The 19,631-nt window shown below is 74.2% G+C and carries 17 protein-coding genes; 12 read left to right on the top strand and 5 right to left on the bottom strand.

Annotated elements, in window-relative coordinates; translation table 11 throughout:
- Positions 1-413 precede the first annotated feature (413 nt).
- Positions 414-1,199 carry a hypothetical protein gene (locus N8I86_RS20280; RefSeq protein ID WP_073887568.1) on the top strand — a complete coding sequence of 262 codons (786 nt, stop codon included), beginning with the start codon at positions 414-416 and terminating at the stop codon, positions 1,197-1,199.
- Between the two features lie 39 nt (positions 1,200-1,238).
- On the opposite strand, the gene N8I86_RS20275 is transcribed toward N8I86_RS20280, so the two are convergent.
- Positions 1,239-2,582, bottom strand: a complete 1,344-nt coding sequence (locus tag N8I86_RS20275; RefSeq protein WP_073887567.1) for a helix-turn-helix domain-containing protein — start codon at positions 2,580-2,582, stop codon at positions 1,239-1,241.
- Between the two features lie 111 nt (positions 2,583-2,693).
- Here N8I86_RS20275 and N8I86_RS20270 point away from each other — a divergent pair, with 111 nt between their 5' ends.
- From N8I86_RS20270 to N8I86_RS20260, 3 genes are all read left to right on the top strand, one after another.
- Entirely contained in the window at positions 2,694-2,909 is a 216-nt protein-coding gene (locus tag N8I86_RS20270) for a hypothetical protein (RefSeq protein WP_143050215.1), read from the top strand.
- A 40-nt stretch (positions 2,910-2,949) separates the two neighbouring features.
- Positions 2,950-4,191, top strand: a complete 1,242-nt coding sequence (locus tag N8I86_RS20265; protein WP_073887565.1) for an amidohydrolase — start codon at positions 2,950-2,952, stop codon at positions 4,189-4,191.
- 119 nt (positions 4,192-4,310) lie between these two features.
- Positions 4,311-6,290 carry an Ig-like domain repeat protein gene (locus tag N8I86_RS20260; RefSeq protein ID WP_263278378.1) on the top strand — a complete coding sequence of 660 codons (1,980 nt, stop codon included), beginning with the start codon at positions 4,311-4,313 and terminating at the stop codon, positions 6,288-6,290.
- 3 nt (positions 6,291-6,293) lie between these two features.
- Here the strand turns inward: N8I86_RS20260 and N8I86_RS39385 are convergent, their stop codons facing one another.
- A complete protein-coding gene (locus tag N8I86_RS39385; RefSeq protein ID WP_404830819.1) occupies positions 6,294-6,743 on the bottom strand; it encodes a hypothetical protein in 450 nt (149 codons plus the stop codon).
- A gap of 112 nt (positions 6,744-6,855) precedes the next feature.
- Between N8I86_RS39385 and N8I86_RS39380 the strand changes: the two genes are divergently transcribed.
- The gene (locus tag N8I86_RS39380) at positions 6,856-7,395 is read left to right on the top strand and encodes a hypothetical protein (protein WP_404830818.1); all 540 of its coding nucleotides are present in this window, start codon (positions 6,856-6,858) and stop codon (positions 7,393-7,395) included.
- Between the two features lie 128 nt (positions 7,396-7,523).
- Here N8I86_RS39380 and N8I86_RS20250 read toward each other — a convergent pair whose 3' ends face one another.
- On the bottom strand, positions 7,524-8,681 hold the full coding sequence (locus tag N8I86_RS20250; protein WP_198960334.1) for a PP2C family protein-serine/threonine phosphatase: 1,158 nt from the start codon (positions 8,679-8,681) through the stop codon (positions 7,524-7,526).
- Between the two features lie 152 nt (positions 8,682-8,833).
- Here N8I86_RS20250 and N8I86_RS20245 point away from each other — a divergent pair, with 152 nt between their 5' ends.
- Together N8I86_RS20245 and N8I86_RS20240 are read left to right on the top strand one after the other, a co-directional pair.
- Positions 8,834-9,286 (top strand): hypothetical protein, encoded by a 453-nt coding sequence (locus N8I86_RS20245; protein WP_073887559.1) that lies wholly within the window; start codon positions 8,834-8,836, stop codon positions 9,284-9,286.
- A 250-nt stretch (positions 9,287-9,536) separates the two neighbouring features.
- Positions 9,537-10,460, top strand: a complete 924-nt coding sequence (locus tag N8I86_RS20240; protein WP_263278377.1) for a hypothetical protein — start codon at positions 9,537-9,539, stop codon at positions 10,458-10,460.
- On the opposite strand, the gene N8I86_RS20235 is transcribed toward N8I86_RS20240, so the two are convergent.
- Positions 10,360-11,706, bottom strand: a complete 1,347-nt coding sequence (locus N8I86_RS20235; protein WP_073887556.1) for an aminotransferase-like domain-containing protein — start codon at positions 11,704-11,706, stop codon at positions 10,360-10,362. The genes N8I86_RS20240 and N8I86_RS20235 overlap by 101 nt on opposite strands.
- An 89-nt stretch (positions 11,707-11,795) precedes the next feature.
- On the opposite strand from N8I86_RS20235, the gene N8I86_RS20230 reads away from it, so the two are divergent.
- The 5 genes from N8I86_RS20230 to metG all read left to right on the top strand — a co-directional run bounded on the left by N8I86_RS20230 (position 11,796) and on the right by metG (position 19,187).
- Positions 11,796-12,578: an alpha/beta fold hydrolase gene (locus N8I86_RS20230; protein WP_263278376.1), complete on the top strand. Its 783-nt coding sequence runs from the start codon at positions 11,796-11,798 to the stop codon at positions 12,576-12,578.
- Positions 12,579-12,594: 16 nt separating this feature from the next.
- Positions 12,595-13,551 carry an endonuclease/exonuclease/phosphatase family protein gene (locus N8I86_RS20225; RefSeq protein WP_073887553.1) on the top strand — a complete coding sequence of 319 codons (957 nt, stop codon included), beginning with the start codon at positions 12,595-12,597 and terminating at the stop codon, positions 13,549-13,551.
- A 47-nt stretch (positions 13,552-13,598) separates the two neighbouring features.
- Complete coding sequence (locus N8I86_RS20220; RefSeq protein WP_263278375.1) at positions 13,599-15,542, top strand: FUSC family protein; 1,944 nt, start codon at positions 13,599-13,601, stop codon at positions 15,540-15,542.
- A 71-nt stretch (positions 15,543-15,613) separates the two neighbouring features.
- On the top strand, positions 15,614-17,341 hold the full coding sequence (locus N8I86_RS20215) for a VWA domain-containing protein (RefSeq protein ID WP_263278374.1): 1,728 nt from the start codon (positions 15,614-15,616) through the stop codon (positions 17,339-17,341).
- Between the two features lie 130 nt (positions 17,342-17,471).
- Positions 17,472-19,187, top strand: a complete 1,716-nt coding sequence (gene metG / locus N8I86_RS20210; RefSeq protein ID WP_073887549.1) for a methionine--tRNA ligase — start codon at positions 17,472-17,474, stop codon at positions 19,185-19,187.
- Positions 19,188-19,258: 71 nt separating this feature from the next.
- Here the strand turns inward: metG and N8I86_RS20205 are convergent, their stop codons facing one another.
- Positions 19,259-19,606 (bottom strand): DoxX family protein, encoded by a 348-nt coding sequence (locus tag N8I86_RS20205; protein ID WP_073887547.1) that lies wholly within the window; start codon positions 19,604-19,606, stop codon positions 19,259-19,261.
- Positions 19,607-19,631 lie beyond the last annotated feature (25 nt).

The following is a 19,631-nucleotide window of genomic DNA, read 5'->3' as shown; positions in this document are numbered from 1 at the left end:
TCGACCCGGTGTGGCACGGGCGCCGGGTTCTCGACCCCGTGCACCACGAGCGACGGGTTCTCGACCCGGTGCGGCACGGGCGACGGGTTTTCGGCCCGGTGCGCCCCGAGCGCCGGGTTTTCGGCCCGGCGTGCCACGAGCGCCGGGTTTTCGGCCCGGCGTGCCACGAGCGCCGGTTTCTCGACCCCGTGCGCCACGAACGCCGGGCTCTCAACCCCGTGCACCACGAGCGCCGGGTTCTCGACCCGGTGTGGCACGGGCGCCGCGTCCGCGTGGGCCCGGCCGCCGTGGCGGCTCACCCGTACGGCCCCGGAGCGCTGGTGGGGCGGTCGGGGCGGTGGTGCCGTGAGAGCAGGCACCCCCCCACCGGCATCCCGTCGGCCCCGACCGGCACACAGCCCAGGAGACACCCGATGACCGCCGAGATACGCCCCCGTGGCCTCCTCCTCGCCCTGACCGCCGCCGGACTGCTCGCGGTCGGCGGCTGCGCGGCCCTCGGCCTGCGGCACCCGGCGGCCGCGCCGCACCCCTTCCCGACGATCGACGCGCCGGTCCAGGCGCCCAAGGCGTCCTCCAAGGCCGGGGGTTCCGCGCTCAGCGACCAGCAGGCGCAGGCCGCGCTCATCACCCAGTCGGACCTCGGCGCCCCCTGGACCCCCACCCGCGGCGCGGCCACCTGGCGGGACGGTCTGCTGAAGGCGACCACCGGCGCCGGGGAGTGCCAGCGGCTGCTGGACGCCCTGTACAGCGACGAACTCCTCGGCGCCCCCGCCCGCCTGGCCGTGGGCCTGGACGACGCCGACACCGACGCCCAGCTGCGCTACCAGATCGGCGCGCGCCGGCCGGCGGACGTCGACGCCGCGCTCGCCTGGCTGCGGACGATGCCCGCCAAGTGCGCCGACTTCATGGCCACCTCCGAGACCGGGCTCACGGAGGAGGTGCAGGTCATGGAGGCCCCGCTGCCCGAGGTCGGGGACGCCCGCCAGGGCCTGCGCATCCTCGTCGGCGCCACGTCGCGGGACGAGGAGGAGCGGTACGTGCTCACGATCGACCTGGCCGCCGTCCGGGTCGGCGAGGACTCCTTCGCCCTCACCAACGCGGGCCTCGGCGACGTACCGAACGACGCCACCCAGGCCGCCGTCCAGATGGGTGCGCTGCGCCTGGCGGACGTCCACCGGCAGGGCCGCGCCCAGGTCTGACGCGGGCGACCGCCGTCCGGCACCGGCGGCCCGTCCGGCTCACAGCGGTGGCTGGGCCGGTGCCGGACCGAGGGTGGTGGTGCCGGGGGCCGTGCGGTGGCCGAGGCCGGTGCGGTAGGCGTCCAGCGCCGCCTCGACGCGGCCCGTGCGGCGCAGCAGGTCGCCCAGCAGACGGCACAGGTCGGCCAGGTCGCCCGCGGCACCCGCGCGTTCGAGGAGGCTGAGGGCGCGCACGTAGTGCTCCTCGGCCGCCTCGGTGTCCCGGGTGTCCTCGGCGATGATGCCGAGGAGGCGGTGGGCGCCGGCGGCGTGCACGGCGCCGCGCTCGGAGGAGAAGTCGCCGAGGACGCCCTCCAGCAGTCCGGCGGCCTCGGCGGACTTGCCGCGGCGGTGCAGCACGTCGGCCAGTTCGACCGCGGCCTGGCTGCGGTAGAGGGCCGCCCGGGTCTCCGAGAGCATGGCGAGCGCCTGGCGCAGCTCCTCCTCGGCCCGTTCCAGCTCGCCGTCCTGGGCGTAGACGTACCCGCGCATCCAGTGGCAGTTGGCCAGTTCGGTGCGCAGCTGGAGCTGGCGGTAGAGCTCGGCCGCCTTGGCGAGGGAGGCGTCGGCCTCGGCGACCCGGCCCTCGGCGAGCAGGGTGCGGGCGACCGAGCGGTGCATCCGGGCGATCAGCGCGGGGTCGGCGGCCCGCGGGGCGAGCGCGAGGGCGAACTCGGCGGCCTGGGCGGCGCGGGCGTGGGCGCCCATGTCCATGTAGGGGCCGATGACGCTGGCGTAGAGCAGCAGGAGAGCGTCGGGGTCGTGCAGCCCGCCCCGGTTCAGTTCGTCGAGGGTGGACTCCAGCAGGTAGACGGCGTACCGGAGTTCACCCGCGAGGTAGTGGGAGACGGCCCGGCCGCGCACCGCGGGGACCCGCACCGGCAGCGACTCCCCGGCCAGGCGTTCCTCGGCCCGCTCGAAGCACTCGCGGGCGCTGCCCAGCTCGCCCGTCTCCAGCGCGCACTCGCCGAGGCCGAGCAGCGCGGTGGCCTGTTCGCAGGCGAGGCCGTGCGACTCGGCCTCCGCGAGCAGGGCCGCGTACTGCGCGGCCGCGTCCTCCGCCCGGCCGTCGGCGAGCAGGCGCTGCGCCTCGGTGAGCCGCAGCCGCAGATCGGTGGCGAGGTGGGCGGGCCGGCCCACGGCCAGCTCCTCGAAGGCCACGCCGAGCCGGCCGGCGATGTGCCGGAGCGCCTCGTCGGAGGCCCGGACCCGGCCCGCCTCCAGGGTGGAGATGTAGGCCGGTGTGTAGGCCGGCTCCGCCAGCTGCCGCTGCGTCAGGCCCCGCTCGGCGCGCAAGTGCTGCACGCGCCGCCCGATGACCTGCGGATCGTCCCGTTCGCGCATCCCCCGACTCCCAACTGGCTTGGTGCCTCTTGCCGTTCGGCTCCCGCAGCCCCTAGGTTAAACGGCGGATTAAGCCCGCTTAATACATCGCTGTCGTGTTGCGAGGTCGCCGTGCCCGGACGTACATCCGCACCCTACGGACGCCCCACCCCCGAACTGACCCCCGCACGGCTGCGGATGAACGGCGGCACTCCCGCCGCCCGGGCGGTCGCGGCGGCCGTGATCGCCGCGGCGGCCCTCATCCTCGCGGCGAACGCCGGGCCGGCCCGCGCGACGGACACCGCCCCCGCACCGGCGCCCGCGGCCGTCCAGCACGTCCATCCCTGAGCCCTCCCCGCGGCGGGCCGGACGCCCCTAGGCTGCTGCCGTGACCTCGACCGCGGCCCGCGCCGCCCTCGATCTGACGGCCGGCCTCCCGGTGGCGGACCTGGAGGACCTCTACCGCGATCTGCACCGCCACCCCGAGCTGTCCCTGCACGAGCACCGCACCGCCCGGAAACTGGCCGGACGGCTGCGCGGCGCCGGGTTCGAGACCGCCGAGGGCGTCGGCGGCACCGGGGTCGTGGGCCGACTGCGCAACGGGGACGGCCCGACGGTGCTGCTGCGGGCGGACATGGACGCGCTGCCGGTGCAGGAGGCCACCGGGCTGCCGTACGCCTCCACCGCGCCCGGGGTGATGCACGCCTGCGGTCACGACCTGCACGTCACCTGGCTCACCGGGGCCGCCGAGGCGCTGGCCGCCGGGCGGGACGCCTGGCACGGCACCCTGCTGGTCGTCGGTCAGCCCGCGGAGGAGACCGGGCAGGGAGCGGCCCGGATGGTCGCCGACGGGCTGTACGAGCGGTTCGGCCGCCCGGACACGCTGCTCGGCCAGCACGCGGCACCGGGGCCGGCCGGCCTGTACCCGCACGTGCCGGGGCTGATCATGTCGGCCTCCACGGACGTGGACATCGTGGTGCACGGCCGCGGCGGCCACGGCTCCCGGCCGGAGGCGACCGTGGACCCGGTGGTGACCGCCGCGCACCTGGTCACCCGGCTCCAGACGGTGGTCTCCCGGGAGATCGCCGCCGGGGAGTCCGCCGTGCTGACCGTGGGCCGCATCGAGGCGGGCAGCCGGCACAACATCATTCCCGCCGAGGCGCGCATCGCGCTGAACCTGCGCACCCAGTCCGAGCCGGTCCGGCAGCGGATGCTGGCCGCCGTCCGGCGCATCGCGCTCGGCGAGTGCCTGGCCTCGGGCTGCCCGCGCGAACCCGAGGTGACCGTCGGCAGCACCTTCCCGATGACCGTCAACGACGCCGGCGCGGATGCCGCGGTGGCCGCCGTGCACGGCGAGGTGTTCGGCGCGGGCACGGTGTTCGACCCGGGCCCGGCGATGGGCAGCGAGGACTTCCCGCAGCTGGCGCTCGGCGCGATCCCGTACGCGTACTGGTTCGTGACGACCACCCCGGCCGAGGTGTGGGAGCAGGCGCCCGGCGGGACGCTGCCGGAGAAGCTGGCGGCGGTGCCGAGCAACCACAGCCCGCACTTCGCGCCCGACCTGTCCACGGTCGCCCCCGGGGTCCGGACGCTGGTGTCGGGGGCGCTCGCCTTTTTGTCAGTGGCATGACCTAGAGTTCGCGGCCTAGTCTTCACCCATCCGCCACACGGCTCACCGGGGACTCGCACAACAGCCGTGCTCAGGCGCCCTTTCACCATTCGTTCCGGGGGGTTCGAATCAGCGTGCGTATGCGCACCCTCACCGCCGCCACCACCCTGGCGGTCCTCTTCAGCTCGGCGGCCCTGACCGCCACTCCGGCCTTCGCCGACACCAGCAAGGTCCTGCCGGTCAAATCGGCGGGCGACATCGTCGTGGACGGGGTCCACCAGCGGGTCTTCGTCAGCGACCCGTACCAGGGCAAGGTCGTGGCCACCGACTACAGCGGTTCGGTCGTCGGCACGGTGGCCTCCCTGCCCGGCGTCACCGGCCTGCAGCTGTCCGCCGACTCGGGCACCGTCTACGCGGCCTCACCGGGCGCGAACGCGATCGTGGCCATCGACACCGCGACGGTGACGGAGTCGACGCGGTACGCGACCGGCGACGGCACCGGCCCGGCCCATCTCGCCCTGGCCGGCGGAAAGCTGTGGTTCGGCTACGGCACCACCGAGCACGGCCACATCGGTTCCCTCGACCTCTCGGGCGCCGAGCCCGTGCAGGCGCTGGACCAGGATCCCGGCACCGACTATCCCGGTGCGCCGCTGCTCGCCGCCACGCCCGGCGCCCCGAACGTCCTGGCCGCCGCCGCCCCGGAGTACTACAACTCCTGGCTCGGCGTGTACGACGTCTCCGGCGGCACCGCCACCCGCACCGCTCGCCACGGCGACCTGGGCTCCACCTCCGACCTCGCCCTCACTCCCGACGGCAGCCGCCTGATCACGGCCAACCCGGGCAACGAGCACCACGTGTGGCAGACCTCGGACCTCACCCAGCTCAGCGGCTACACCACCGAGTACCACCCGAGCGCGGTGGCGATCGCCGCCGACGGCACCGTCGCCGCGGGCACCGACACCCCGTACGACCCGTCGCTGTACATCTTCCGTCCGGGCGCCAAGTCCACCGTCCGCGAGTACACCTGGCCGGACACGGACCGCATCAGCGGCTACGACGAGCTGGGCGGCGCCGACCTGGCCTGGGAGCCCGGCGCAGGCGCGGGCCGGCTGTTCGCCGTGACGCACAACTCCGACAGCGTGTACACGCTGCGCGTCCTGCAGGGCTCCACCAAGGCCACCACCACCGTCTCGGTCGACGCCCCCGCCACGGCCACCCGCACCAAGAAGCTCACCGTGAAGGGCAAGGTCACCTCCAAGCTGGCCTTCCCCGCCGGGGTGAAGCTGACCGTCACCCGTACCGACCTGGACTCCCCGAAGGGCAAGACGCTTCCCTCGGTCACCGCCAAGGCGGACGGCACCTTCTCCTTCACCGACACCCCGCCGGCCGGCGGCAAGGTGAAGTACGCGGTGGCCTTCGCGGGCGACGCCGACCACGCGGCGGGCGCCGGCTCCGACTCCGTGGACGTCTCCCGCGCCCGGCCGGTCCTCACCGTGAACAACAACGGCAAGGTCTACTCGTACGGCAAGGACGTGAAGTTCACGGCCCACCTCGGGAAGACCTGGAAGAACCGCACGGTGGAGATCTGGGCCGACCCGTTCGGCGGCGACAAGCCGAACAAGCGGGTGAAGTCCGGCAAGGTCGACTCGCACGGCAACCTGTCGGTCACCCTGGACCTGAAGCGGGACACCAAGGTCACCGCGAAGTTCGCCGGCGACTCCCGGTACAAGGCCGCCACGGCGGCCAGCACGGTCGGGGCCAGGGTGAGCGTGTCCACCTCGGTGAGCAACCACTACCGGGCGAAGTACACGTGGAACCACACGTACTACTTCTTCCACAAGTCCAAGAACCCGCTGATCACGACGAAGATGTCGTACTACGAGGGCCGCAAGCAGAAGTTCGAGTTCGAGGTCCACTACCAGGGCAAGTGGTACCCGGGCGACCCGGACTACTTCGCGCTGGGCGCCGACGGGGTCTCCCGGGTGCAGATCACCGGCAACCACGGCCAGGACGTCGGCTGGCGCTTCCGGGTGCGCTCGTCGTACATCAACGGCTCCTCCGGTGACACCGTGAACTCCACGACGCACGGCGCCTGGAAGTACTTCACCTTCACCGGCTGAGGCCTACTGGGCCTGGAGCTGCCGCAGCTGCCGCTGGACGTTCTCCAGCGCGCCGCTGCGGCGCCCCGGCACCCGCCGTCTCAACTCCGCGAGCGCGGGCCCGAGTTCACGGGCCCGCGCCGTTTCGCCGATACGGGTCCACTGGTGGTGCGCGCGGTCCACGGCCGCCTCCACCGCGCCGCCGTCCGCGGCCTGCCCGGCGGCCAGCCGCACCTCGGCGACCGACAGCCAGGCCCGGCAGCTGCGGGCCGCGTCCCCGGCGAACATCGCGAGGTCCGCCCGGACCTCCATCCAGTGCAGGGCGTCCTCGGAGGCCGTCCCCCGCGCCCGTACGGCCGCCTGCTCGTGGTGCGCGGCGAGCGCGTCGGCCTCGATGTGCCGCCCGGCCTGCACGGCGGCGCTGATGGCGGCGTGCGGATCCACCGCCTGCTGGGCGGGGACACCGCCGGGCACGGCGGGACGGGGGCGCTCGGACCGGTACGGGGTACGGCGGCCGGCCCCCGGGGCTCGCCAGGACCAGGTCCCGGCCCGCGCTCGACTCGGCGATCCGCGCCATCGCCCGCTCGTGCAGCTCGGGCAGCGGCGGCCGGTGCCCGCTGCGCAGCAGCGTCGCGACCGCCTTCATGTACGACGGCTCGGCCGGACCCCGGCGGCCGGACGCCCGGGCCGGGGCGATGCGACCGTGGACGGCGGTGGCCGGACCCGAGTCCAGTCCCCGCTCGGCGACGTACCGCCACGCCTCGGCGTCCGCGTGCAGATCGAGGACGAGCGCGGTCTGCGCCGCCGAACGCAGCCGCAGCTCCTCGCGGATCCAGTGCCAGGGCAGCGCGGTGTAGCGGACGGTGGCCGGCGTGGTGCGGGCGAGCGCCAGATGCGGCAGCCGCTGCCGCTTGTCCAGCTGGAGCTGGCCGGTGAGGTACACGGTGAGCGGGCCGGGGGCGGCCGCGGCGGCCCGCAGCCGGGTGAGCACGGCCTGCGGCTCCAGCGGGTCGGCGAGTTCCACCACGTTGGCGGTGTCGGTGCCCGACAGCACCGACGGGGCGACGGCGGCCAGCACCGGCAGCACGGCGGCCGCGTCCACCAGCCGGCCCCGGCCCAGTGGTGAGGCCGCGAGCAGCAGCACGGTTCCGGGCATCGGCCCTCCCCCTGTAGACCTGTGATCCGCGGACCCCGTGGATCCTTGGATGCGCTCTCCAGCCAGCACCGTAGCCGTTGCTGCCGCACACGTGCGCCTCAGGTCGGTGAACGTCCCCGTTCGGGGGCTTCGCCCACCGGTTCCGGCAGCCGCCGCACCGCGAAGACCGTGGTGTCGTCCGCCAGCCGGCCGTGGCTGTGCCGCAGCACCCCGTCACGGACCCGGCGGACCAGGCGCCCGGGTTCGGCGCGGCGCGGGTCGGCGGTCACCGCGCGGTCGACCTCGCGGGCCAGCGGATAGAAGAGGCCCGGTTCGTCGCGGGCCTCGGTCACCCCGTCGGTGACCAGCAGCAGGGTCTCGTCGGCGGCGAGCGGCACCCGGTGCAGCGGCGGCAGCCCGCCCGTGAGGTCGCCGAGGCCGAGCGGGACCCCGTCACCGCTGGGCAGCTCGCGCACCCCGCGCGGCCCGACGGCGAGCGGGGGTTCGTGGCCGAAGTTGACGACCTCGACCGCGTCCCGCACGTCGTCGTGGAAGCCGATCAGCACGGCCGTGGCGAACCGGTCGCGGTCGCCGCGACCGAGCGCGGCGGTGTGGGAGCGGTGCCGGAGCATCCGGTTCTCCAGCCGGGCGGCGACGACCGTGAGGTCCTGCTCGTAGTAGCCGGCCTCGCGGAAGGTGCCGAGCAGCGCGGCGGCGGTCTCCACCGCGCCGAGACCCTTGCCCTGCACGTCGCCGACGAGGACCCGGGTGCCGTGCGGGCCGGGCTGGATGTCGTAGAAGTCGCCGCCGACCCGGGCGTCGACGTCGGCGGCCAGGTAGACGCCCGCGTGCTCCAGGCCCGCCCAGTGCGACGGCAGCGGGCGCAGCACGGTACGGCGGGTGGTCTCGGCGATGTCCTGGATGTGCAGGATCTGCTTCTCGCGGCGCACCCGCACGGCGCTGGCGAGCGTGGCCAGCACGCCGCCGAGGGCGACCAGCACGAAGTCGGCGAGACCGGCCTTGTACTGCTCGGGCCAGGCGTCGTCGACGCCGACGTACGTCACGACCGACACCAGGCTGAAGGCGGCCGTCGTCCACACCCCGCAGATCGCGGCGGCGATGCCGGGGACCAGGACGATCCAGGAGATGATCCGGAACTGTTCGACCGTGTTGAAGTCGAGCAGCACGATGCCGACGAGCAGCAGCAGCGGCACCACCCAGGCGATGCTCCGGCCGCGTACGCGCAGCAACTGGCGCCGCCGCCGGCCGTACTCCATCCGCGTCACGGCGGGCAGCTCTCCATGTCCTTCAGACAAACACGGGAGACATCCGGTCGCATCCGGGCACCCGTCACCCGCCCGGCCGACTTGCCAGGCCGTGCCCCCAGGTGTGCATTGGAGACCGGGGGCGAGGAGAGAGGAGTGCTCTCATGGCTCATGCGGCACCCGCGCCCGGCGGGCAGGCCCCGGCCCTCGGGTACCGGCCACCCAATGTGTTCGACGAGCGTACGCACGCCATGGCGAGGTGGCTGCTGCCCGCGGTGCTCGGCCTGATCTACGGCTACTGGGCCGCGGCCAACGTCCGCTACGGCGGCCCCATCACCGGCATGAACGTGCTGTTCGGCGTCGTGACCGGCTTCGTGTTCTTCGCCGTCTTCCGGGCCCTGGAGACGTTCGCGCCCCGCATGCGGCGCGAGGTGCACGCGTTCCTGTGGGCGGCCTTCACCGGGATCGCGGTCGGCTTCCTGTACAGCCTGAGCAACCGCGGCCACTCCATCCTGGGGTCGGCGGGTCTCGGCCTCGCGGTCGCCGTGCCCACGTTCGTGGTCATGTTCTACCGCTACTACACGCGCGAGGACGCGGCGGGCCACCGCGTCCGCTGAACCCGACGCACGCGCGTGGGCCCCGGCCGGAAAACCGGCCGGGGCCCACGCACTCCCCTGTATCACCACCCGTCCCACCAGCACCAGGAAACACCCGTTCGGGGGAACCCTCCACCGGAGAGCGCGAGCCCCCGGGCGGTCGTCGCGGGAAACCCCGGACGAAACCCGAGGACACCCGTTCGCCGTCCAGGTCCGCCCGAATGCAGTCCTCCCGCTCGCGGGCGGACCTCCCGGGCCCTTGCCTGGACGTGTGCCCCCACGCCTCCGGAGCGCCCTGTCGGCCGTACTGATCACCCTGTCCTGCCTTCTCGTGCCGTTCGGCGCGCTGGCGGCATGGGCGTCGTACGCGCTCGCCGACACGGGCCGGTACGTCACCGCGATGGCCCCGCTCGCCGCCGACCCGGACGTGCGGGAGGCCGTCGCGGACACGGTCGGGGACGGCATCCTGCGCGCGGTGGACGAGCACCTGGACGTCCGCCCGGTGCGCGGCTCGGTCCGCCCGTTCGTACGCGACGCGGTGCGCTCCTTCACCCAGACGCAGGCGTTCCGGCTCGCCTGGGACACCGGCAACCGGGTCACCCATGACGCGGTGCTGCGCGCCCTGCGCGAGGGCGACGAACGCGATGTCACCGTCGACCTCGCACCCGTCACCGCCCAGGTGAAGCAACAGCTCACCGAGGACCATGTACCGCTCGCCCAGCGCATCCCGGTGGAGCACACCGCGGTCGCCGTGCTGCCCGCGGGCGAACTGTCCACGCTGCGAAAGGGGTTCCACGTGCTCGAAGTCGCCGGTTTCTGGCTGCCGGTGGCGGCCGTGGCGTTCGCCGTGTGCGGCATCGGCCTGGCCGTCCACCGCCGCCGGGCCGTCGCCGCGACCGCGCTGGGCACGGCCCTGGGCGGTGGCCTGCTCGCCGCGGCCCTCGCCGTCGGCCGCAGCCTGACCCTCGCGGACCTGCCGCCCGACGTGCCGCATCCGGCCGTCGGCGCGGTCTACGACGCCCTCACCGGCACCCTGCGCACGGTCGCCTGGCTGCTGCTCGGCCTCGGCCTGGCGGTGGCTCTCACCGCCTGGCTCACCCGGTACCTCCCTCCGGCCCGCGCCGCGCGACGCCGGCCAGAGTCGCCAGCGCCCGCGTCAGCTCCGGCTCGGACGCCGACGCGAGCCCGAGCCTGACCGCGTCCGGCGTACGGCCGGGGCCGACCGAGAACGCCGTACCGGGCGTGACGGCGATCCCGTGGGCCAACGCGGCGGCCGTGAACGTGTCCGCCCGCCACGGGGCGGGCAGCTCCCACCAGGCGAAATAGGCCGCCGGGTCGGACCGGACGGCGAACCCGGCCAGCTCCCGGGCGACCAGCCGCTGCCGGCGCCGGGCGTCCTGCCGCCTGGCCGCCACCAGCCGGTCCACGGTCCCGTCCGCGATCCACCGCACGGCCGCCTCCAGCGCGAACCCGCCCGCGCTCCACCCGCCGGACCGCACGGCGCGCGCCACCGCCCCGGCACGCCCCTCGGGTACGACGACGAAGCCGACGGTCAGCCCCGGTGCGACCCGCTTGGACAGCCCGTCGACGAGATGGACGAGATCCGGCGCGAGCGCGGCGAGCGGGGTCGCGCCGCCCGGGTGCAGGAAGGACCAGATCCGGTCCTCGACCACCGGTACCCCCAACCTGTTGACCATCTCGGCGAGTTGGACGAGCCGGCCGGGACTCGTGGTCAGCGAGGTCGGGTTGTGCAGGGTCGGCTGGAGGTAGAGCGCGGACAGCGGGGCGCCGCGGTGGGCCGTCTCGACGGACTCGGGCAGCGGTCCCTCCGCGTCCGTGGCGAGCGGCACGAGAGTGATGCCCAGCCGCCCCGCGATCTCCTTGACCAGCGGATACGTCAGCGCCTCCACCCCCACCCGGCCGCCCGGCCGCACCAGCGAGGCGAGGGTCGCGGCGATCGCCTGCCGGGCGTTGCCGGTGAACACGATCCGCGCGGCGGCCGACCGGAGACCCGCCTGGGCGAGCAGGGAGGCCACCGCCTCGCGGGCCGCCGGGGTGCCCGCGGCGGCGGCCGGCCGCAGCGCCTGCCCCAGCGCGTCCGGCCGCAGCAACGGCGCGAGGGCCGCGGCCAGCAGCTCCGCCTGGCCCTCGGCGCCCGGGTAGTTGAGCTCCAGGTTCACGGGCGCGGCACCGGCCACCTCGGCCAGGGCACGTCCCGGCTGGCCGTCCGGCTCGGTGGCCCGCACGAACGTGCCCCGGCCCACCTCGCCCACCACAAGGCCCCGGCGGACGAGTTCGGCGTACACCCGCCCCGCCGTGGAGGGCGCCATCCCGTGCCGGCGGGCGAACGCGCGCTGCGGCGGCAGCCGTTGGCCGGGCCGCAGCCGTCCACCGGTGATGTCCTCGGCGATCCGGTCGGCGATGCGCCGGTAGTCGTCCACACGTCCCCCTGTCCGTACCGGTGCCGACGATTGCACCGAGAGCAAAGATCTTATTGCACCGAGCAGTTGGGGCACCTAGGGTCGATCACATGCCTCCCTTCCTCGCGTACGAGGACAAAGACCCCGGCGCGACCGGCCGGGTACCCCTCGTCCTCGTCCACGGTCACCCCTTCGACCGCACGATGTGGCACCCGCAACTCGCCGCACTCGCCGCCGGCCGCCGGGTGATCGCCCCCGACCTGCGCGGCTACGGCGCCTCCCCGGTGACCCCCGGCACGGTCCCGCTCTCCCGCCACGCCGAGGACCTCGCCGACCTCCTGGACCTGCTGGGCGTGGACACCTTCGTCCTCGCCGGGCTGTCCATGGGCGGCCAGATCGCCATGGAGTGCCACGCCCGCTTCGGTGACCGGATCCGCGGCCTGGTCCTCGCCGACACCTTCCCCGACGCGGAGACCCCCGAGGGCAGGCGAGACCGCGCGGCGACGGCCGAGCGGCTGCTGACCGAGGGCATGCGCGGCTACGCCGACGAGGTCCTGGAGAAGATGGTCGCGCCCTACGCGGACCCCGACGTCAAGGCCCATGTGCACCGCATGATGACGGCCGCCCCGCCCGAGGGCGCGGCGGCCGCCCTGCGCGGCCGCGCCGAACGCCCCGACTACCGGGCCCTGCTGACCGGGGTGCGCGTACCCGCGCTGGTCGTGGTCGGCGCCGACGACACCTACACCCCCGTCTCCGACGCCGAGACCATGCACGCCGCCCTGCCCGACTCCGTCCTGCACGTCGTCGAGGGCGCCGCCCACCTGCCCAACCTGGAGCGGCCCGAGGAGTTCAACCGGGTCCTCGGGGACTTCCTGGCGCGCCTGGACGGGTGATCGTAGGCTCACCGTCGTGACGCAACGCCCCGGACGCAGGCCCGGCGCCTGGTGCGCCGGACTGCTGCTGGCCGGCGTGAGCGCCGTCGTCGGCTGCCGCGTGGCCGACACGGACGGCGTCACGCCCGTGCCCCAGCTCCTCGCCTTCCTGCCCTGGCTGCTGCTGCCCACCGGCTTCGCCCTGCTCTGCGCGCTGCTCGCGCGCTGGTGGACGGGCCTGGTCTGGGGAGTCGCCGTCCTCGGCCTGCTCGCCTGGTACCTGGAGCCGTACGGCCGCACCACCCAACCCGCCGGGCCGCCCCTCGCCGCGTTCCGTGTGCTCACCTCGAACGTCGAACTCGATCGCGGCACCCCCGCGCTCGTCCCGGTCATCCGCGACCGGCGTCCGGACGTGGTGTTCGTGCAGGAGTGCGCGTACCGGTGCCAGGCCGCACTGGAGGCCGCGTTCACGGACACCTACCCGCACCGGCGGGCGGTGCGCGCGGCCGGCTCCCGCGGCTCGCTGATCCTCAGCCGCTTCCCGCTCACCCCGGCCGCCGGCGTCGAGGGCACCCTCGGCATGCCCGGCGCCGTCGCCGACGTGCGCGGTCACGCCGTACGCCTCCAGCTCGCCCACCCCGCGCCCCCGCTGCCGCGCCGGCTCGGCCGGTGGCGCGGCGAACTCGGCGGGCTCCGCGCCTACGCGGCCGCGGGCGGGGACACCCCCACCGTCCTCGCCGGCGACTTCAACGCCTCCCAGGACCACGCGGCCTTCCGCCGCATCCTCGACACCGGCCTGGGCGACGCCGCCCGCCTCGACGGCCACGACCGCACCCCCAGCTGGCCCTCGCGCACCGCCTCCGTCATCGGCACCCAGATCGACCACGTCCTGGTCTCCCCGGACTTCGCCGCGACCGGCGCCCGCTTCCTGCGGGTCACCGGCACCGACCACCGCGCCCTCGTCGTCGATCTCACACTCCACCAGCGCCGATGAGCCGCGGCGCGCCCCGCCCGCCGGGACGCGGTCGCCATAATGTGCGCATGTCCCGAGAGTTCCCCGTCGGCCTCACCCCTCCCGACTGGCTGGTCCGGAACCTCCAACCCCAGCAGGCCCCCGTCAACCGCGCCGCCGTCGCCCGTGCCGCCCTCGCCATGGCCCTCCCCCTGGCGGCCGGCCTCGCCGCCGGCCGCCCGGAGTACGGCGCCCTCGCCTCCATGGGCGCCCTGTCCGGCGTCATCGGCGACACCGCCGACGCCTACCGCATGCGCATCCTCAACATCGCCGTACCGCAGCTCTTCGGCGCGGTGGGCGTCACCCTGGGCACGCTGGTGTACGGGCACGGCTGGTACGCGGTGGCCGTCGTCACCGCGGTCGCGCTGGTGTCCGGCATGATCTCGACGATCGGCGCGGTCGCCTCGGTCTCCGGCCTGCTGCTCCTGCTGAACTGCGTGGTGGGCGCCGGCCTCCCGCTGCCCTCCCCCTGGTGGCTGGCCCCGCTCCTGATGACCGGCGGCGGCCTGCTGGTCCTGCTGCTCGCCCTGCTGGCCTGGCCGTTGCGCTCGGGCGTGCCCGAACGGGCGGCGGTCGCCGACACCTACCGCACGGCCGCCGCCCTCCTCGCCGTCTCCGGCACGGACCGCACCGAGGAGTACGACGAGGCCCGCCGCGCCGTCACCCAGTCCCTCAACCGGTCCTACGACCTGATCCTGGCCCGGCGCGCCCGCCATCACGGCCGCAGCCCCGAACTGACCCGGATGCTGGCCCGGTTGAACGCGATCACCCCGGTGGTCGAGGCGGCGCCCGCCGCCCACCTGGCGGGCCGCCCCCTCCCCCCGGGGACCGCGCGGGCACTGCACCACCTGGCCCACGCCGTGGAGACGGGCTACACCGGCCCGATAGCCCTCGACCTCCCGGTCCCGACCACCGAGACCGGCCGGGCGGTGGACCACGCCCTGCGCCACGCGGCCGACGTCGTGGCCGCCCCCGACGTCGACCCCCGCGGCATCGACGACCGCCTCGGCCGCCCCGCGGCCCTCGGCATCCGCACGGCCCGCGCCGCCCGCAACGTCGTCCTGTCGGCGAACTCCTGGCGCTACGGCCTGCGCCTCGCGCTGTGCATCGGCATCGCGCAGGCCCTCGTCTCCCTCGTGCCCGTCGCCCGCTCCTACTGGGTCGCCCTCACCATCACCTTCGTCCTCAAGCCGGACTTCGGCTCGGTCTTCTCCCGCGCCCTGCTGCGCGCCCTCGGCACGGTGGTCGGCCTGGTCGTCGCGGCGGTCGTCCTGTCGGCGGTGCCCGAGGGCTGGGGAGACGTCGCGGTCATGCTCGTCCTGGCGCCGCTGATCCCGGCGCTGACCCCGCGGGGCTACGGCTACCAGACGGCGGCCATCACCCCGGCGATCCTGCTGCTCTCCGACATCCTCAACCACCAGGGAACGGCCCTGCTGATCCCGCGGCTCGCCGACTCGCTCCTCGGCTGCGCGATCGCCCTCGTCGCCGGCTACCTCCTGTGGCCGGAGAGCTGGCACACCCGCGTCGGCGACCGGCTCGCGGACGCGGTCGCGGACACGGCGGCCTACGTGGAGGGGGCGTTCGGCACGGACACCGAGCCCGCCGCCCGCGCCCGGATGCGCCGCCGCCTCTACCGCGACCTGTCCGTCGTCCGCACCGAGTTCCAGCGGGCCCTGACCGAGCCCCCGCCGACCGGACGGCGCGCCGCCGCCTGGTGGCCCCTGGTCGTCGCCGTCGAACGGATCGTGGACGCGACGACCGCGGCCCGCGTCCGCGTCCGGCACGGTGCGGCGGCACCTTCCACGGTCGAGATCGCCCAGGTCACCCTGCAATTGCGGGAGCTGTCGGAGGGCGTGCGCAACGCGGAGACACTGGTCGCCGTCCGCACGGATCTCACCGGCCCGGCCGGCAGTGTCCTGGAGCCTCTGCGGCAGGAGGTGGCGGCGGCAAGGTCGATCGCGTCCCCCCGCTGAGCGCTTCGCTAACCTTACGTGTCCGTCCTGGCCAGCGATCGACGGTTCAACTCACGCGAAGGGTTGCGAACATGGGCATTCTCACTCTCCTGCGGAACGCATTCGGCCGCTCACGCAAGGCACGAGCCACCGAGGCGGAGGGTGCGGAGCGACTTCCCACGCAGCCCCCGGCCACGGAGAGCCCGGCCGCGGAGCACACCGAGTCCGCCGCACCCGAGGCCGAGGCGACGGCCCCGGCACCGACCCCCGAGCCCTCGGAGACCCCCGAGATTCCGGAGCCCCGCCAGGCCACGGACAGCGAGCACGATCTCGTGACGGCGGCCTTCAACAACATCAAGGTCCCCCGTCCGTCGGACCCGACGGACGCGGAGACGGCTGCGCCGGAGGCGGACACAGAGGCCAAGGCTGCGGCTGCGGCTGCGGCTGACGCGAAGTCCAAGGCCGAGGCCGAGGCGGAAGCCCAGGCGAAGGCGGAAGCGGAAGCCGCGGCCAAGGCTGAGGCAAAGGCCAAGGCCGCGGCTGAGGCGAAGGCCGCCGAGGAGAAGGCAGCAGCCAAGGCCGAAGCGGACGCGAAGGCCGCCGAGGCGGCCAAGGCCAAGGCCGAAGCAGAGGTGAAGGCCGCTCAGGCGGCGGCGGAAGCGAAGGCCAAGGCGGAAGCCAAGGCCGCGGCCGAGGCGAAGGCCGCCGAGGAGAAGGCAGCAGCCAAGGCCGAAGCGGACGCGAAGGCCGCCGAGGCAGCCAAGGCCAAGGCCGAGGCGAAGGCCGCTCAGGCGGCGGCGGAAGCGAAGGCCAAGGCGGAAGCCAAGGCCGCGACCGAGGCGAAGGCCGCCGAGGAGAAGGCGGCAGCCAAGGCCGAAGCGGACGCGAAGGCCGCCGAGGCAGCCAAGGCCGAGGCCGAGGCGAAGGCCGCCGAGGAGAAGGCAGCGGCCGAGGCGGAGCCGAAGGCGAACGCCGGCGAGGAGACCCCGGAGCCGGCGGCCGCCGACGGCGGGGTCGCCCCGCAGGAGGCACCCGCGGCCGACGACGAGACCCGCACGGGTGGTGCGGGTGGGAACACGGACGCCGAAGGCGAAGCCGAGGCGAACCCGGCACCGGCACCCGCCAAGGCGCCGCAGGCACCCGCACCGCAGGTGACCGCCACCCCCCTCGCCAAGGTCAGGTCCACCGCTCCCGCCCTGGCCGCCGCCTACAAGGCCGCCACCGCCACCCTCAAGAAGACCGACCTCACCGGCACCCGAGCCAAGCTCTACCTCGTGCTGGACCGCTCGGCGAGCATGCGCCCGTACTACAAGGACGGCTCCGCCCAGGCCCTCGCCGACCAGACCCTCGCCCTCGCCGCCCACCTGGACCCCGCGTCCACGGTCCACGTCGTCTTCTTCTCCACGGAGGTGGACGGCACCACCGACCTCACCCTCACCCCGGGCCACGAGACGAAGATCGACGACACCCACGCCGGCCTCGGCCGCATGGGCCGTACCAGCTACCACGCCGCCGTCGAGGCCGTACTCACCCACTACGAGAAGAACGAGACCCCCGGCACCCCGGCCCTCGTCGTCTTCCAGACCGACGGCGCCCCGGACGCCAAGACCCCGGCCACCCAGTCCCTCACCGAGGCCGCGGAGAAGCACCCCACCGTGTTCTTCTCCTTCGTCGCCTTCGGTGAGCACGACAACAAGGCCTTCGACTACCTCCGCAGGCTGAAGACCGGCAACACGTCCTTCTTCCACGCCGGCCCCACCCCCCGCGAGCTCACCGACGGGGAGCTCTACGAGGGCGTACTCGCCGACTGGCGTCCGTGACGCACGGCCGCTCCGGCCGACAGCCACCGGGCCGCCCCTTCCCACCCTGCAAAACGGGAAGCGGGCGGCCCACCCGTCTCGGCTACCATTTCAAGGTTCGTAAAACAACCCGACCTGGGAGCAGCCCGCGATGGCTCGACACCTCATCACCAGCGCCCTTCCGTACATCAACGGGATCAAGCACCTGGGCAACATGGTGGGGTCCATGCTCCCGGCGGACGTGTACTCCCGCTACCTGCGCCAGCGCGGCCACGACGTGCTGTACATCTGCGCCACCGACGAGCACGGCACCCCGGCCGAGCTGGCCGCCAAGGAGCGGGGCCTGCCGGTCGACGAGTTCTGCGCCCAGGCGCACGACGCGCAGAAGGCGGTCTACGACGGCTTCGCGCTGGCCTTCGACTACTTCGGCCGCAGCTCCTCCGCGGAGAACCGGGACATCACCCAGCACTTCGCCCGCCGCCTCAACGAGAACGGCTTCATCGAGGAGCGGGCGATCCGCCAGGTGTACAGCCCGGCCGACGGCCGCTTCCTGCCGGACCGCTACGTCGAGGGCACCTGCCCGCACTGCGGCTACGACAAGGCCCGCGGCGACCAGTGCGAGAACTGCACCCGCGTCCTGGACCCCACCGACCTGATCGACCCGCGCTCGGCGATCTCCGGCTCCACCGACCTGGAGGTCCGCGAGACCAAGCACCTCTTCCTGCTCCAGTCGAAGCTGCAGCACGAGGTCGAGGAGTGGGTGGCCCGGCACGAGGACGACTGGCCGCAGCTCGCCTCCTCCATCGCCCGCAAGTGGCTGACCGAGGGCCTGCACGACCGGGCGATCACCCGTGACCTCGACTGGGGCGTTCCCGTCCCCGCGGACACCTGGCCGGAGCTGGCCGCCGAGGGCAAGGTCTTCTACGTCTGGTTCGACGCCCCGATCGAGTACATCGGCGCGACCAAGGAGTGGGCGGACCAGGACCCGGAGAACCGCGACTGGAAGTCGTGGTGGTACGACGTCGACACCGACGTCCGCTACACGGAGTTCATGGCCAAGGACAACGTCCCCTTCCACACCGTGATGTTCCCGGCCACCGAGCTGGGCGTGCGCGAGCCGTGGAAGAAGGTCGACTACGTCAAGGCCTTCAACTGGCTGACGTACTACGGCGGCAAGTTCTCCACCTCGCAGAAGCGGGGCGTCTTCACCGACCAGGCCCTGGACATCCTGCCCGCGGACTACTGGCGGTACTTCCTGATCGCCAACGCCCCGGAGTCGGACGACTCGTCCTTCACCTGGGAGCACTTCACCGCCACGGTGAACAAGGACCTGGCCGACACCCTCGGCAACTTCGTCAACCGGGTGCTGTCCTTCTCCCGCAAGCGCTTCGGCGACGACGTCCCGGCGGGCGGCGCACCGGGCGAGGCCGAGGCGAAGCTGGGCGAGGAGATCGCGAAGCTCCTCGGCGAGTACGAGTCGCACATGGAGACCCTCCAGTTCCGCAAGGCGGCCGCCGCCCTGCGTGCCCTGTGGTCGGCCGGCAACTCCTACCTGGAGGAGAAGGCCCCCTGGCTGGAGATCAAGACCGACAAGGACGGCGCGGCCCTCACCCTGCGCACCGCCATGAACCTGATCCACCTCTACGCGGTGGTCTCCGAGCCGTTCATCCCGGCCACCTCGGCGGCGATGCGCGGCGCCTTCGCGCTGACGGACGACACCGCGACCTGGGTCACCGCCGACGAGGCGAAGTCCCTGGCCGCGGTCCCGGCCGGCACCCCGTTCACGGTGCCGCCGGTGCTGTTCGCCAAGCTCACCGAGGAGGACCTGGCGACGTACAAGGAGCGCTTCGGCGGCGAGGAGGGCTGACCCCCGACCACGTGACGTGCCCGCCGGCCGATGCCGGCGCGGCGGGCACGCGCGTTCCGCGGCCGGCCCGTTCAGGCCGCGTGCCCGAGCACGAGCGCCCCGACCACCGGTGCGGCGTAGACCAGCGGGAACGGGATGTGCGCGTACCACCGCGCCCGCGCCACGGTGATCGCCGCCCCGGCGAAGTAGGCCACCAGGCAGATCCCGGCCAGGACGCCGACGACCGGGACGAACAGCCCGGCCACCAGGCCCACGGCGCCGGCGGCCTTGGCCAGCCCCAGCCAGGTCCACCACGACTCCGGCACCCGGTAGTCCTCGAGCGCCTTCACGATCCACTGGGCCCGCATCAGCAGCACGGTCCCGGAGAAACCCGCCATGAGGGCGGCTACCAGGGTCACGACGACGGCGGCGACATGCATGAGAGGCTCCTGTGGCGATGGGGTT

The organism is Streptomyces albidicamelliae (assembly GCF_025642175.1).
GTDB classification, from domain to species: domain Bacteria; phylum Actinomycetota; class Actinomycetes; order Streptomycetales; family Streptomycetaceae; genus Streptomyces; species Streptomyces albidocamelliae.
This window is presented reverse-complemented; position numbering and strand designations above follow the sequence as displayed.

What these genes read in the sequence shown, in the direction of transcription:
- N8I86_RS20205 (WP_073887547.1), bottom strand. Translation starts at nt 19,606, where the DNA reads ATGCATGTCGCCGCCGTCGTCGTGACCCTGGTAGCCGCCCTCATGGCG.
- N8I86_RS20230 (WP_263278376.1), top strand. Translation starts at nt 11,796, where the DNA reads ATGCCTCCCTTCCTCGCGTACGAGGACAAAGACCCCGGCGCGACCGGC.
- N8I86_RS20280 (WP_073887568.1), top strand. Translation starts at nt 414, where the DNA reads ATGACCGCCGAGATACGCCCCCGTGGCCTCCTCCTCGCCCTGACCGCC.
- N8I86_RS20250 (WP_198960334.1), bottom strand. Translation starts at nt 8,681, where the DNA reads ATGGAGTACGGCCGGCGGCGGCGCCAGTTGCTGCGCGTACGCGGCCGG.
- N8I86_RS20260 (WP_263278378.1), top strand. Translation starts at nt 4,311, where the DNA reads ATGCGCACCCTCACCGCCGCCACCACCCTGGCGGTCCTCTTCAGCTCG.
- N8I86_RS20220 (WP_263278375.1), top strand. Translation starts at nt 13,599, where the DNA reads ATGTCCCGAGAGTTCCCCGTCGGCCTCACCCCTCCCGACTGGCTGGTC.
- N8I86_RS20215 (WP_263278374.1), top strand. Translation starts at nt 15,614, where the DNA reads ATGGGCATTCTCACTCTCCTGCGGAACGCATTCGGCCGCTCACGCAAG.
- N8I86_RS20275 (WP_073887567.1), bottom strand. Translation starts at nt 2,582, where the DNA reads ATGCGCGAACGGGACGATCCGCAGGTCATCGGGCGGCGCGTGCAGCAC.
- metG (WP_073887549.1), top strand. Translation starts at nt 17,472, where the DNA reads ATGGCTCGACACCTCATCACCAGCGCCCTTCCGTACATCAACGGGATC.
- N8I86_RS20245 (WP_073887559.1), top strand. Translation starts at nt 8,834, where the DNA reads ATGGCTCATGCGGCACCCGCGCCCGGCGGGCAGGCCCCGGCCCTCGGG.